Source organism: Streptococcus sp. Marseille-Q6379 (assembly GCF_965119505.1).
The window spans coordinates 433,388-448,350 of sequence record NZ_CBCPLV010000001.1 but is presented as its reverse complement, the minus strand read 5'-3'; the positions used below and the strand labels follow the sequence as shown (position 1 = coordinate 448,350).

Here is a 14,963-nt window from a genome sequence, read left to right as displayed (position 1 = left end):
CTCTAATCTTTCAAACTAATTTTTAATCTATTAAACTCATTTTGTATTTTTTTATAAATCTCTTCTTTTATATCAGCATCTATAGTCAAAATTTTAACATATTCTTCTAGATTCCTTCTTTCCTTCCGTAACAATCTTAGTATCTTTTTTCTATCAACTTCTAATCTAGAATGTATCTCAAATGATATTCTTTCTAAAGCAGTATCAATTTCCTGTTTATAAAAATTATTGTTTTCTAAAAAACTATCATCCTTAGATATTGAGTATAACCGTTTCTTTATTAGATCTCTTTTTTTATCTTTTTCTGGATAAATGGTAGATTCATTAATATTGAAAAAAATATCTAACTCTTTAAGAATTTCATCTTTATCTTTAGCTTCAATTTTATAACTCTTATAGTAATTATTTGGAATTCTTTTTATTTTTTGACCTGGAAACAAAATAAAGCCACCGCTTTGAGATTTAATTCTACTATTACTTTGGATATGTGAAAGGACTTTGAAATTTTGATAATAAGGCTCAATTTCTCCATTAATTAATTTTTCATAATATTTATTAATATAATTCGAACTGGGGGAATAGGCTTTTGGGAATCTAAATATATAAATATACCCATCTTTATCTTTTGCAGATGAAGATGCAAAAAAAATTGATGGTAATATACTAAAAGTAATATCAAGTAACCTGCTTAGTGCTAAAAAATGCTGTCCTTCAATTGCTTTTGACAGAGGATTCAAATTTTTATCATCAACTATTTTATAATCAGTTATCAAATTGATTAGTTCTTTATCCGGTATACTACCTCCAATTTTCTTCTCCCTAAACAATGTAGGTGTCAGCTTTGTAGCTTTATAATCTTCTGCTTCACCCCTAAAACAAAAGGTAAATTCTTGATTATCGTCTTTATCTTCAAATTCTTCAATTTTTGAATAGATTTTTTCAATAATATTTTGTAAAATCATGACTCACTTCCAACTCTATTTCTAGTTTCATTATTTTCTCAAAATATAATTTTAAGAATGATAATATTTCCTCCATTATACCAAAAAAACACGGCATTCCGCCGTGTTTCTGTGCTTATTTCACGAGTTTCTTCATCTCATCGATACGTACGACTGTCGCATCGTATTTCGCTTGGTAATCTTCTTGTTTGTCGCGTTCTTTTTGAACGACTTCTGGTTTGGCATTGGCTACGAAGCGCTCGTTAGAGAGTTTCTTACCGACCATATCGAGTTCTTTTTGCCATTTGGCCAATTCTTTTTCAAGACGAGCCAATTCTTCTTCAACATTAAGAAGGTCAGCGAGTGGCAAGTAGATTTCTGCGCCTGTGATGATGCTTGACATAACCAAGTCAGGCACTTCGACATCTGCTGCAATTTCCAAGTGTTCTGGATTTGTGAAGCGTTTGATGTAGTTGACATTATCATTAAAGAAAGCATCGAGCTTGCTGTCGCTTGTCTTAATTAAGATAGTGATTGGCTTACTTGGCGCTACATTCACTTCTGCACGTGAGTTACGTACAGAACGAATCACATCTTTAAGTGCTTCAACGCCAGCTGCTGCTTCTTCGTTTTCAAACTCTGGACGAACCACTGGGTATTCAGCAGTCACGATAGTTCCTTCAGAGATTTGGCCGTAGATTTCTTCAGTTACGAATGGCATGATTGGGTGAAGGAGACGCAAGATTTGATCCAAGGTGTAAAGAAGAACCGAACGAGTGATGACTTTTTCGTCCTCATTGTCGCTGTAAAGCACTTCCTTAGTCAACTCAACATACCAGTCCGCAAACTCATCCCAGATGAAGTTGTAGAGGATGTGACCAGCCACACCAAACTCAAACTTATCAAAGTTTTCAGTGACTTTGCCGATGGTTTCATTGAGGTTATGGAGAATCCAGCGGTCTGTGACATTACCTGCTTGACCAGCAGCTACTTTAGCCACATTTTCACGTGCCGCATCCAAGGTCAAACCTTCATTGTTCATGAGGATGTAACGAGAGATATTCCAAATCTTGTTAATGAAGTTCCATGAAGCGTCCATTTTTTCATAAGAGAAACGCACATCTTGCCCTGGTGCAGAACCGTTTGAAAGGAACCAACGGAGGGCATCAGCACCGTATTTCTCGATAACATCCATTGGGTCAATCCCGTTACCGAGTGACTTAGACATCTTACGTCCTTGCTCATCACGGATAAGACCGTGGATCAAGACATTCTTAAATGGTTGGCGTCCTGTGAATTCCAATGATTGGAAAATCATACGAGACACCCAGAAGAAGATGATGTCGTAACCTGTAACCAAGGTTGAAGTTGGGAAGTAACGTTTGAAGTCTTCTGCTTCCACATCAGGCCAACCCATAGTTGAGAATGGCCAAAGGGCAGAACTGAACCAAGTATCCAAGACATCTTCGTCTTGTTTCCATCCGTCACCTTCTGGTGCTTCTTCACCAACGTACATTTCACCCTCAGCATTGTACCAAGCAGGGATTTGGTGACCCCACCAGAGCTGACGAGAAATAACCCAATCGTGGACATTTTCCATCCATTGAAGGAAGGTATCGTTGAAACGAGGTGGGTAGAAATCAACCTTGTCGTCTGTGTCTTGGTTTGCGATAGCATTTTTGGCCAATTGATCCATCTTAACAAACCATTGTGTAGACAAACGTGGCTCAACAGGCACACCTGTACGTTCTGAGTGACCAACTGAGTGAGTCATTTTTTCAATTTCGACAAGGGCACCGATTTCTTCCAATTTCTTAACAACAGCCTTACGTGCTTCAAAGCGGTCCATACCGTTGAATTCACCAGCCAATTCATTCATGGTACCATCATCGTTCATAACGTTGACTTGTGGTAAGTTATGACGTTGACCAACCAAGAAGTCATTAGGGTCGTGAGCAGGAGTGATTTTAACCACACCAGTACCGAATTCAGGGTCTGCGTGTTCGTCCCCAACGATTGGGATTGGCTTGTTCAAGATAGGCAAGATAACATTTTGACCAATCAAGTCTTTATAACGGTCATCGTTTGGGTTAACCGCTACGGCAGTATCCCCAAACATAGTTTCAGGACGTGTTGTTGCCACTTCAAGGGCACGTGAACCGTCTTCCAACATGTAGTTCATGTGGTAGAAGGCACCTTCCACATCCTTGTGAATAACCTCGATATCAGAAAGGGCTGTACGAGCTTTTGGATCCCAGTTGATGATAAATTCACCACGGTAGATCCAGCCTTTTCTGTAAAGCTCTACGAAAACCTTACGAACGGCTTTTGAAAGACCTTCATCAAGGGTGAAACGCTCACGAGAATAGTCTACAGAGAGCCCCATCTTACCCCATTGTTGCTTGATAGTTGAGGCATACTCGTCTTTCCATTCCCAAACTTTATCAAGGAATTTTTCACGGCCAAGGTCATAACGAGAAATGCCGTCTTCAGCCAAACGCGCTTCAACCTTAGCTTGAGTGGCAATACCTGCGTGGTCCATACCTGGAAGCCAAAGCGTATCGAAACCTTGCATACGTTTTTGACGGATGATGATATCTTGAAGAGTTGTATCCCAAGCGTGACCAAGGTGAAGTTTACCAGTTACGTTTGGTGGTGGAATAACGATAGAATAAGGCTTAGCCTTTTGATTGCCTGAAGGCTTGAAAACATCCTCATCAAGCCATTTTTGGTAACGACCAGCCTCAACCTCGGCTGGATTGTATTTAGGTGAAAGTTCTTTAGACATGTGTGTGTCCTTTCTCTATATAAAAATTATCTAAATGGAATGAATTGCTAAATAATTTACATTTTACGATTTATATACTCCATTAAACTCTCATGTAAAATATCTGACTTTTTAGTAGCATCTTTTAATTTTTGGTGTATCTCCTCTAAACTTTTGACATATTCTTCAAATTCATTAGCTAAATCTTTAGGAAACTCTTCAAAAGAAATTTTTTTTACACCATACTTATTTTCAAAGTAATCCATATAAGTTTTTACTTTCTTTTTTCGCTCCTCCAATACATCTTTTGGAATTTTTTTTAACCTTTTAGATGTTTTAAAAAAATCATCTACCCACTTATTTCCTTTGGAAGAATTACAAGATGAACAGGCTGGGATAAGATTCGAGATTTCATGGATATAACCAGAAGGTCTCTTATCTACAATTAAAGGTCGTATATGATCCCAGGAATTTGCCCTGTTCTCCCCACAATAGACGCATAAATAATTTTTGTCCTTATCCAACTCTACCAATTTTTTAGAAATGATATCCTCATAATCCGATTCAGTTGGCTTAACATAAGGAATAATACCATTAAAAAAAGCATTCGTAACAGAAGAAGAACGGCCACTCGGTTTAGTTCTACTCATAGCTTTCACTTCAATAGGCATTCACAACACCTCCATTTATAATATTAAGTATTAATTTAAAACATCACATCCAAATATTAACGTGGTTTAAAGCAATAGAAAATCCCTGCCATAACTATGACAGGGACGAATGTGTATCCGCGGTACCACCCAGTTTTGAGTGGTAACCACTCACAGCTTTCTTGATTCAATTTGACCATCAGCAACCAGCTTTGACATTTGTGCGGATTTCTCAGTACCACCGCTTCCTGTGACAAATGGGCTTCAAAGCACCTCTGAATGGTCTTATTTTATCACAATTTTAAGACCAAGACAAATGAAATTGTGATGGAAAACTTATTGATTTTTGAATTTGAAAGTATGTCCTCTGTCTTACTTTTCCTCACAATTTTCAATGGCTACTATTACCTTTCATGACAAGTTCTATCTTTGCTTGGCTCTCCAAATATCTCTTACGGTAAGTTATTGCCATCGTTTTATACTCTTCGGAGGACATTTTATAAAAATCTGATTCTTCTTTGTAAGATTCTACAAACTTTTTGTAATAATCGATATCTTTTATCAGATTCTTAATAATCTTATCCATCAACACATAAATCCCTAAAAATACACCACCAAGAATCATCCCAAGAAAATAGGGCGCCACAAGAAATGATTTAATTAACTCCATGAAGTTCACCATCACTTTCCTTCAAAATCCTTCTGAAAATGTTCTTTATGAACTTTTAATTCAAGCCCACAAACATCTTTGAGCTTTTTCCCAGCTGCAACTCGTCTTTGATGTGCTCTTATTAAAACATGTTCGGACTGTGTATGACTAATAAAATAACACAATATCAGGTAAGTAACTATAACCCCTAACATCATAGTAATTATCCTAACCACCAAGAAAATCATCTCTCTACTCCTCTCTTAAGGAACTTGCTGAAACCATTGTAACAAAACATCGGATAAAATCGAGACCTTTTTCACAAGAAATGGCTCATTTATCATAAGTAAAAGCATTTATTTTATTTTGAGTACATGAATGATGGTATTATAGATATTTCAAGACAGATAATCTACATTCTAGATAACTTTATTTTCCATTAGAAAAATCCCTGTCTTTCGACAAGGATTTCATCTTATTTTTCTTCCTTAGCTCTTTCTTCTTTTAGCCATTTTTCATAGCTTTCGAGTAGATTGATAGCCATTTGGGTTGCCAAGGCTAGTGAGAAGGCTTCTGTACCTTCAGTTGTTTCGTCTTGGACTTCCAATTTACTTTCTTCGTAAATGGCTTTGAGAGCCTTATTGCTAAGCGTGTCTTTAAATGCTTGGAATTCTTTCATGGTCAAAGCCTCCTTGATTCTACGGCAACATCTACAGCTACTGTTACCGTTTTCACTTTAAGTCTACACCATTTCAGAGAAATTGCAAGGATTTTCCTTAATAATAAGGAGAGCTTTCACTCTATCTGCGACCTACTGAGCAGGAGTCACAGCCCCTGTGAGATACTCAGTCGTATAGGCTACGATAGCTCCCGAATCAGCATTTACCGCATATTTATAACGTAGACCACTAGCAGCATAGTCAAAGCTGATATTGTAGACCTTCCCGTCTCCTTCAGTCTTCAATTCCGTTTTCAAGTTTGTCACAGAACCTTCAGCTAGGCCAGCATGGTTAAGAGCTGTTGTTTGCGCAGTCTCTTTTGATACAGCTGTCTCTTCCTTGCTTTCACTAGGTTGAGTCTCGTCTTTAGGTTCTTCACCTTTTTGAGCGTCATCCTTAGTTGTTGGATGGTCACTCTTATGTTTCAAAATAGATCCTGACTGACCATCAATTGTATACTCAAAATGGTTGTCTGACGTTGTGAAACTAATCTCATAACTTCCGTGAAGCCCAGAACGTGCTTTCGAAACTGTTGATTGAGAAATATCAGTAGTTTTGACACCTGCATTTTTGTAAGCAATGTCTGCCGCATCTTGTTCTGACAAGCGATAACCTGACCCGTTAAAAATAAACAAGGCTGCAGCGATGGCAACTGGGATAGCGAGCAGAATCAGATAGCCCACTAGCTTTTTCATTTTTCGCATAAAATTCTCCGCTATTTTAATCTAATACTACTATTATATCTTAAAGTTCTAAAATTGTCAGATAAACTTGTCTCATTTTTAGGACAACATCATAAAAAGTTCCCGATAGCTATCAGGAACTTCTACGAAATGTTATTATTTGGCCAGTTACAAAGACTAGTATGGCCATCCAGATAAAGAGGAAGCCTTTCAACTCTCCAAAGCTGACCGTCTCACCAAAAATGAGGATGGCTACGAGAAGTTGAATCGTAGGATTAAGATACTGGATGAAACCAATAAGGTTAAGCGGTGCCCTTTTGACTGCTTCTGAGAAGCAAAGCAATGGAACAGCCGTCACCACACCGGATATGGCTAGGAGAAACATTTCCATGCTCGAATAGGAAGAAAATGATTCTGGAGAAAAGAAAACGAGATAGATAGCTACAAAAGGTAGTAGCAAGCCACTTTCTACTAGCATGGCTACGTCACTGGAAAGCCTAACCCCTTTTTTAATTAGACCATAGAAACCAAAGCTCAGAGCTAACCCCAATGAAACCATGGGAAGTTTTCCTGTATTGACAACAAGAACTATGACTCCTATAAAAGCTAAGACTACTGCTGCCCACATGGTTCTGCTTAGAGATTCACGAAGAAAAATGAGAGCAAATAGTATGGAAACAATAGGCATAATGTAATAGCCCAGGCTAGCCTGCGTCGCTTGACCATGACCCACAGCATAGATATAAATCAACCAGTTAGCTGCTATGAGAAAACTAGCAAGTAGCATACGAAGCAAGGCTTTCTTATCCTGCCAAAGTTCCACAAGCTCCCCTTTGAAACGTGTATTTTGCTTAGCGACTAGGGCGTAAGTCAACATAGTCACTACTGTAAAAACAATCCGCCACGAGAAGGTGTTGTAAGCCGAAACACCTGCTAAAAGCTTCCAAAAAAGGGATAAAAATCCCCATTGAATATAGGTAGCTAGACCAAAGAGTAGCCCTTGATTTTTTCTAGTCAACCACAACACCTGCTTTATCCACAGACAGGATGAAGGTTTCACCATCTAAACCAAGACCATCGATAGCCGTTTTAAGAGCTTCAGCCTGATCATTTGGCGTCAAGGTCATAACTGTTGGGCCAGCGCCTGAAAGATAGGTCGCATAAGCACCGTATTGACCTGACAATTCCTTAATAGTAGCAAATTCTTTAACCAATTTTTGACGGTAGCGTTCGTGGAACATATCCCCTTGAATAGCATGTCCCGCCTTAACCAAATCGCCTGCAAAGAGGGCAGCAATGGCAACGTTTGCAATAGATGATGCAGCTACAGCTTCTTTGTAAGACAGGTCACTTGGAAGTACCCCACGTGAATCAGACGTCTTAAGTTCATAGCTCGGAATAAAGGCTACAAAGGCACACTCTGGAAAGTCTGTCACGATGCTATTAACATGTTCATCCACATAAGAGGCTACAACGAGATTCCCAAAAATAGCTGGGGCAACATTGTCCGGGTGACCTTCAATCTTGGTTGCAATATCAAGTTTATCATCGTCTGAGAGCTGCAAGTTTGCCAATTGATTGGCCAACTCGATTCCTGCGACAATAACAGAACTTGAAGAACCTAGCCCACGCGCTAAGGGAATATCTGATGTCATCACCAATTTATGGGGCTGCAAATCAGACTTAACTTGCAAGGCAGTTGAAATGAGGAGGTTATTTTCATCTGAAGGAATATCTCCCAAATCATGTTCGATATGCCATGCATCCGCTGGTTCAAGCACCTCGATTGTCAAATATTTAGAAACGGCAACACCCACAGAATCAAAACCTGGACCAATATTGGCAGATGTTGCTGGAACAGTAATTTTCATAATAATACACCAAAAGGAGGAAAGCCATCAGCGACTTTTCTCCTTGAATACCTTTCTTATATGCACCAGTATGGGCTTATCAATTAGTTAGACAAAACTTTCAATGTGTTGACAACAGTGAAGTCTTCTGCTGCTTCAAGTTTTTCAGTAACAGCTTTGAGTTGTGTCTTAGACATAGCATGTGTAATCACAACGATACGAGCTGTTGTGCCATTCGCTTTTTGTTGCAAGACTTGTTCAAATGAAATATCTTCTGAGTTGAAGATTTCAGACAAGTGAAGGATTTTACCTTTTTCATCTGGTGTATCAAGGGCAAAGTAGTAGTTGCTCTTAACATCTGCTGGATTAGCCAATGGCAAGTCACGACGGAACTCGTTAAATGGTTTACCAACATTGCCATCTGAAAGACGACGAGCAATACGGATAATATCTGCCAAAACAGATGTTGCTGTTGGTTTTTGACCAGCACCTGGACCGTAGTACATTGATTCGCCAATACCGATAGATTCAACAAAGACTGCATTCATGACATCGTTGACGCTAGCAAGTGGGTGATTTTTTGGCAAGAATGTTGGGGACACTTCTGCTGAGATACCTGATTCTACTTCACGCACATCACCAACCAATTTGATGACATAACCTAATTCTTGAGCGACAGCTACATCATCAGTAGAGATGTTTGTAATCCCCTTGTGAGTCACATCGTCGAAATCAATTGTGGCACCAAATCCAAATTGGCTAAGGATAACAGCTTTATAAGCAGCATCAATACCTTCAACGTCGTTAGTTGGATCACTTTCGGCATAACCAAGTTCTTGGGCAGTCTTAAGAGCGTCCTCATATGACCAACCTTCGTCAACCATCTTAGTCATCATAAAGTTAGATGTTCCGTTAAGCACACCAAGGATACGTGTCACCTTGTCAGACGTCAAAGAGTTAGCCAAAGTACGCAAAATTGGAATACCACCAGCAACAGCAGCTTCATAGTAGAAAGCCACTCCCTTATCTTGGGCAAGAGAAATCAACTCTTTTCCATGAGTAGCAATCAAGTCTTTGTTAGCAGAAACAACATTTTTACCTGCTTCAAGTGCTTTTGTGATGAAGGTACGAGCTGGCTCGATACGACCCATCAATTCAACCACGATTTGAATCTCTTCATCGTTAAGGATTTCGTCAACATTTGTGACAAAATTGTAGTCGTTTCCGGCAGTGATAAGACGATTTTTTTCCTCGTCATCTTTAACCAAAACTTTGGCAATTTCGAGTTGGTCACGTGAGGCTGCAAGAACCTTTTCACCATTTTCCTTCAAGAGGAAAGGAATACCGCTAGCTACTGTACCAAAGCCAAGCAATCCAATTTTAATAGACATTTACGATTTCTCCTTAAAAACATACATTTCTTTAATTGTACCACATTTCTATCGGAATTGACAGAATATTGTTGCCATTTAAGGAGGCAAGGATTCTTTTTACTGAAAATTCTGTGCATTTCCATCCCATTTTTGTTAGAATAATAGCTAGACCTATTTGAAAGGGGATACAATGACTTCTCAAAAGAAAAAAACAACTCAAGCTAACAGAAAGAAACTGAACCTTCTTCTGCTTTTACTAAATATTCTCCTTCTTGGCTTACTAGCAGTCTTTATGCTTAACCGACCAAATCAGTCGAAAAACAAGCAACAACAGTCTCAGACCAGTCAGTCTAAGACGACAGCTAAATGGAAAACCTATGACGAACCTGTCCAAATCCCTATCCTGATGTATCATGCGGTACACGTCATGGATCCATCTGAAGCCTCCAACGCCAACCTTATCGTTGACCCAGACCTCTTCGAGGCACAAATCAAGGCTTTGTCAAAGGCAGGTTACTATTTCCTAACGCCTGAAGAAGCCTACAAAGCCTTCACTGAAAACGCCCTACCTGCTAAGAAGGTTGTCTGGCTGACCTTTGACGATGGTAACGAAGATTTCTACACCATTGCCTATCCTATTCTCAAAAAATACAAGGCTAAGGCAACCAATAATATTATCACTGGCTTTGTCAAGAAAGGGAACGCTGGAAATCTAACCGTCAAGCAGATGAAAGAAATGATGGCACACGGTATGAGCTTCCAGTCTCATACGGTTAACCACCCCGATTTGTCAACCACTGATAAGGCGACACAAAAGGTTGAATTAACGGATTCTATTGACTTCCTTGAAAATAAACTCAATACCAAGGTCAATACCATTGCATACCCATCAGGTCGCTACAATCAAACGACACTTGACCTAGCTAAGAAAACTTACAAGTTAGGACTAACAACCAACGAAGGGCTAGCCAGTGCCAAGGATGGTCTTCTCTCACTTAATCGTGTCCGTATTCTGCCAACAACAACAGCTAAAGGACTTCTCAGCGAGATTGATACTGACAATGAGTAAAAGAAATCACTTGATTCAAGAATCAAGTGATTTTTATGTTCTAGTCAAATATTTCTGATAGGAGAGCCACACCCTTTTCAATTTCAGCAGCACTTAGGGTGATTGGTGGCAAAAGACGAATCACGTTTGTCCCTGCAGTTAAGACAATTAACCCCTTATCTCGAGCCGACTGGACCAATTCTCCTAAATTGTCAGTAGTCTCAATCCCAATCATATAGCCCAAGCCACGTACAGTGGTAACCGTCTCTTTATCAGATAAAGCTGCCTGCAATTTTGCTTGTAGCTGGTTTCCATTTTCAAGGGCAATATCTAGAAAACCTGGGACCAACATAACTTCAAGCGTAGCTTTGGCCGCCGCCATAGCCAGTTTATTTCCTCCAAAGGTAGAGCCGTGACTTCCGTAAGAGAAGGCTTCTCCAAGAGATGACTTAGCAAGCATGGCACCAACTGGCACCCCATTTGCCAAACCTTTTGCCAGAGTAAAGATATCTGGTTCAATATCGTAGTGCTCATAAGCATAAAGCTTACCAGTACGACCAAGTCCTGTCTGAACCTCATCTACAATAAGATAAATACCCGTCTCCTTACAAAAGTCAGACAAAGCCTTAACAAAGTCCTTATCAGCAGGTTGAACACCTGATTCCCCTTGAACCAACTCCAACATAATAGCCGCTGTTTCGTCACTAGCTAGTGCCTTGACACTATCTATGTCATTGAAAATAGCATAGCTAAAGTGGGGCACACCCTCACCAAAGCCTTGTTTGATTTTATCCTGACCAGTGGCAGACATGGATCCAAACGTTCGACCATGGAAGGAATTTTGGAAGGTAATGATTTCTTGTTTACCCGATGCCTTTCGGGCGATTTTTATGGCTGCTTCATTGGCCTCTGCACCACTATTACAAAAAAAGGCTAGATAGTCCTTGTCACCAATTAAAAGTCTAGCAACATCTTCTTGCAACTGATTGTGATAAAGATTAGGCTGGTGCAAAATCTTACCCGCCTGCTCTGTCAAAGCCTGATTGACATGGGGATGATAGCCCAGGTTAGTTACCCCAATACCAGATGAAAAATCCAAATAGGTCTTACCAGTGGTATCTGTCAAATAATTGCCTTGAGCCGAAGCGAAATCAATCGCTGCCCGTTTATAGTTTGAAAATAGTTTTGTCATCTCTTACTCCTTGATTATGGTACCATCTGTCAGGTTATCACCAATAATGACCTGCTCGACACCGGCTTGAACTGTCTGAACAGCACTTTGAATTTTAGGAATCATGCCCCCAGTAATCACACCTGAATCTATTTTTTTCTGAACGTCCACAAGATTCAGATGCTCCAAAACTTGTCCATTCTCTAAAACACCTTTGACATCTGTCATGAGGATAAGTTTTTTGGCACCTAGACTAATTGCCACAGCTCTAGCAAGGTAATCCGCATTGATATTGAGCAAATCTCCCTGCTCACTATAGCCCAAGCTAGGAATCAAGGGAATCTTGCCTTGAGAAAGGAGTGCTACTAAGGTCTGATTGGTGATGTTTTTGACTTCACCCACAAAGCCATAAGTCTCTTGATCCAAAAAATCAGCATGAACAAGGTCCGGAAGCTCATCTATGACCTGATAGGCTGGCAAACCTGCAGTTGTCAGCTCACCTGCTAAGTTTTTCCCAACTATGTCAACCAAAGCTTCTTTAATCAAGGCCATATCTGACTGACTCGTCACACGAAGACCATTTACCTTATGGATTGGGATGTCATGTTCCTCCATGAGTTGGTTGATAGCAAAACCACCCCCATGGATGATGATTATTTTTTGACCAGCCTGCTGCCATTCTGACAGTTTAGCCAGTATCTCAGGAGTTAGCTGTTTACTGGCTACTCCACCAATCTTAATTACAATATATTCAGCAGTCATCAGTTAACTCCTTTTCCTTAGATAGTCTAAGTGTGATAGAGGGCATTAATCTTAACGTAATCGTAAGAAAGATCACACCCCCATGCGGTTCCCTTTTCATGTCCAGCATGAAGATCTACCGTAATGGTCACTTCATCCTCATGCATGATGTCTTTCATTTCCTCATCATCAAAGATCACAGGACTAGAGGCAAGCATGACTGGCAGACCGCCAAGCATAATATCAACATTGTCCACAGGAACGTCCACACCGGCATAGCCAACAGCAGCTAGAATACGCCCCCAGTTAGGATCTTCACCAAAAATGGCTGTTTTGACCAGGCTTGAACCGACAACAGATTTTGCCATCATACGAGCATCAAGGGCATTAGGGGCATTAACCACATCAACTTGGATGAGCTTATTGGCACCTTCACCGTCCTTGGCAATTTTCTTAGCCAATTCTTGCATCACGAAATTAAGCATTTTTGAAAACTTATCAAATTCTGGTGTACCTGGCAGTATCTCTTCATTGAGCGTGCAACCATTTGACATGACAAGAACCATATCATTAGTTGATGTATCCCCATCAACTGTAATCTGATTAAAGGTCTTTTCCACATTTTGGCTCAAGGCTAATTGAAGGGTGTCACTAGAAATATTGGCATCACAAGTAATAAACCCAAGCATGGTTGCCATATTCGGGTGAATCATGCCTGAACCCTTAGCAACACCAGCCATAGTCACAACATCACGTCCAAAAGTCTCCGTCACAGCAATGGTCTTAGTCGCTGTATCTGTCGTCAAAATTGCCTTGGCGAAATCATCAGCATTACCATTAACCACTATCTTGGAAAGACCATTTTTCAGCGTATCCATTGGTAGCAACTCACCGATAATCCCTGTAGAAGCCACACCAATCATATCAGGTTCAACACCTAGCTTTTCAGCGGTCCACTCCTGCATGGTGTAAGCATCCTCCAATCCTTGAGTCCCTGTACAAGAATTGGCTACACCTGAGTTAACAACGATGGCCTTCATTTTCCCAGCCTTTTTAACTGAGGTCTTGGTCACAATAAGAGGAGCTGCAATAACCTTATTAGTCGTATAAACTCCTGCGACACTGGCTGGTTTTTCAGAGACAATCCAACCAAAATCCATTTTTCTCTTTTTAAATCCTGCATGTAGCCCATCTGCTGAGAATCCCAACGGGCTGGCAATTGTTCCTTCAATGACTTTCATATTTTTTCTCCTAACTCTATGCTTACATCTACAAGTATGACGGTGTCAGAAGCAAACCTTCCGTCTCATCCCACCCCTGCATGAGGTTGAGATTTTGAACCGCTTGACCAGCAGCACCCTTGATCAAATTATCAATGACCGAAATAACCGTCAGAACATTGGTTTTTTCATTATAGGCAAAGCCAATATCTGTAAAATTCGATCCAATAACGTTGTGTAGTTCTGGCAAACTGTCTTGCACACGTACAAAGGGTTTATCACTATAAGCCTTTGTAAATGCTGAAGCTACATCAGCTACAGTCACGTCCTTCTTCAACTTACAATAAACCGTAGCCATGATTCCACGATTAACGGGTAAAAGCGACGTTGAAAACTGAATCTCAGGCATTTCCGGATTAAAGACCTGCAAGGTTTGAACAATCTCAGGAATATGCTGATGATGATTGAGTTTATAAGTCACGTAATTATCGTGAACATTAACAAAATGACTAGACTCACTCAAAGCCTTACCTGCACCAGTTAAACCAGACTTAGCATCCACAATGACACTCTCCGTCTCAATCAAACTAACTGCCACCAAAGGAATCAAGGCTAACTCTGTCGCTGTCGCATAGCATCCAGGATTGGCAATAAATTTCTTATCCTTCACATCTGCATATTCTGATAATGCGTATGTAAATTTATTCAAGACACTCTGCTTAGCAGGTGATTTTTTATACCATTCTTGATAAACATCTGCTGGCAAGCGATGATCGCCAGACAAATCAATAATAGGAAAATCAGCCAGAACAAATTCCTCTGCTAGCGAACTAGCGACTCCTGAAGGTGTGGCAAAGAAAACCAAATCCGCTTTTTGCATAATCTTTTCCGCATCGTAAGCTTCAATTTCTAAGTCACAAACACCTGTCAGATAGGGATACACATCAGACAATCGTCGGCCCACTTCCTTGGTTGCGTGAATAGAAACAAGTTCCACTTTTTTATGATTATTCAAAATTTTAACTAACTCTAAACCACTATAACCAGTGATACCAACGATTGAAATTTTCATTTATGCACTCCTTTTGAATAAATATGTAATTAGTTTATTGTATTTTTATTCATTTGTCAAGAAAAAATTGAAATTAACA

14 protein-coding genes are annotated in these 14,963 nt (G+C 39.9%); 1 reads left to right on the top strand and 13 read right to left on the bottom strand.

Annotated features, from left to right (window positions below):
* Positions 1 to 2: 2 nt before the first annotated feature.
* From ACWPVZ_RS02255 to ACWPVZ_RS02215, 9 genes are all read right to left on the bottom strand, one after another.
* On the bottom strand, positions 3 to 962 hold the full coding sequence (locus ACWPVZ_RS02255; RefSeq protein WP_414341322.1) for an FRG domain-containing protein: 960 nt from the start codon (positions 960 to 962) through the stop codon (positions 3 to 5).
* 115 nt (positions 963 to 1,077) lie between these two features.
* On the bottom strand, positions 1,078 to 3,729 hold the full coding sequence (locus tag ACWPVZ_RS02250) for a valine--tRNA ligase (RefSeq protein WP_414341323.1): 2,652 nt from the start codon (positions 3,727 to 3,729) through the stop codon (positions 1,078 to 1,080).
* Between the two features lie 56 nt (positions 3,730 to 3,785).
* The gene (locus ACWPVZ_RS02245; protein WP_084914927.1) at positions 3,786 to 4,379 is read right to left on the bottom strand and encodes an HNH endonuclease; all 594 of its coding nucleotides are present in this window, start codon (positions 4,377 to 4,379) and stop codon (positions 3,786 to 3,788) included.
* A 370-nt stretch (positions 4,380 to 4,749) separates the two neighbouring features.
* Positions 4,750 to 5,028: a hypothetical protein gene (locus ACWPVZ_RS02240; protein WP_157101766.1), complete on the bottom strand. Its 279-nt coding sequence runs from the start codon at positions 5,026 to 5,028 to the stop codon at positions 4,750 to 4,752.
* A 454-nt stretch (positions 5,029 to 5,482) separates the two neighbouring features.
* On the bottom strand, positions 5,483 to 5,686 hold the full coding sequence (locus ACWPVZ_RS02235) for a hypothetical protein (protein WP_002886082.1): 204 nt from the start codon (positions 5,684 to 5,686) through the stop codon (positions 5,483 to 5,485).
* A 132-nt stretch (positions 5,687 to 5,818) separates the two neighbouring features.
* Positions 5,819 to 6,430 carry a PepSY domain-containing protein gene (locus ACWPVZ_RS02230; protein ID WP_084914932.1) on the bottom strand — a complete coding sequence of 204 codons (612 nt, stop codon included), beginning with the start codon at positions 6,428 to 6,430 and terminating at the stop codon, positions 5,819 to 5,821.
* 112 nt (positions 6,431 to 6,542) lie between these two features.
* Positions 6,543 to 7,427, bottom strand: a complete 885-nt coding sequence (gene rarD / locus ACWPVZ_RS02225) for an EamA family transporter RarD (RefSeq protein WP_084914934.1) — start codon at positions 7,425 to 7,427, stop codon at positions 6,543 to 6,545.
* A complete protein-coding gene (thrB, locus tag ACWPVZ_RS02220; RefSeq protein ID WP_084914935.1) occupies positions 7,420 to 8,280 on the bottom strand; it encodes a homoserine kinase in 861 nt (286 codons plus the stop codon). The genes rarD and thrB overlap by 8 nt, the downstream gene beginning before the upstream one ends.
* Positions 8,281 to 8,363: 83 nt before the next feature.
* The gene (locus ACWPVZ_RS02215) at positions 8,364 to 9,650 is read right to left on the bottom strand and encodes a homoserine dehydrogenase (protein WP_175061663.1); all 1,287 of its coding nucleotides are present in this window, start codon (positions 9,648 to 9,650) and stop codon (positions 8,364 to 8,366) included.
* Positions 9,651 to 9,822: 172 nt separating this feature from the next.
* Here ACWPVZ_RS02215 and ACWPVZ_RS02210 point away from each other — a divergent pair, with 172 nt between their 5' ends.
* Positions 9,823 to 10,701, top strand: coding sequence for a polysaccharide deacetylase family protein (locus ACWPVZ_RS02210; protein WP_414380774.1), 879 nt, complete (start codon positions 9,823 to 9,825; stop codon positions 10,699 to 10,701).
* A 40-nt stretch (positions 10,702 to 10,741) separates the two neighbouring features.
* Here ACWPVZ_RS02210 and ACWPVZ_RS02205 read toward each other — a convergent pair whose 3' ends face one another.
* From ACWPVZ_RS02205 to argC, 4 genes are read right to left on the bottom strand one after another with little or no spacing between them, the layout of a single operon-like run.
* Positions 10,742 to 11,872, bottom strand: coding sequence for an acetylornithine transaminase (locus ACWPVZ_RS02205; protein ID WP_414341326.1), 1,131 nt, complete (start codon positions 11,870 to 11,872; stop codon positions 10,742 to 10,744).
* Between the two features lie 3 nt (positions 11,873 to 11,875).
* Positions 11,876 to 12,613 (bottom strand): acetylglutamate kinase, encoded by a 738-nt coding sequence (gene argB, locus ACWPVZ_RS02200; protein ID WP_414341328.1) that lies wholly within the window; start codon positions 12,611 to 12,613, stop codon positions 11,876 to 11,878.
* Positions 12,614 to 12,639: 26 nt separating this feature from the next.
* Entirely contained in the window at positions 12,640 to 13,833 is a 1,194-nt protein-coding gene (gene argJ, locus ACWPVZ_RS02195) for a bifunctional glutamate N-acetyltransferase/amino-acid acetyltransferase ArgJ (RefSeq protein WP_454380678.1), read from the bottom strand.
* Positions 13,834 to 13,861: 28 nt separating this feature from the next.
* On the bottom strand, positions 13,862 to 14,884 hold the full coding sequence (gene argC, locus ACWPVZ_RS02190) for an N-acetyl-gamma-glutamyl-phosphate reductase (RefSeq protein ID WP_414341332.1): 1,023 nt from the start codon (positions 14,882 to 14,884) through the stop codon (positions 13,862 to 13,864).
* Positions 14,885 to 14,963: the final 79 nt, after the last annotated feature.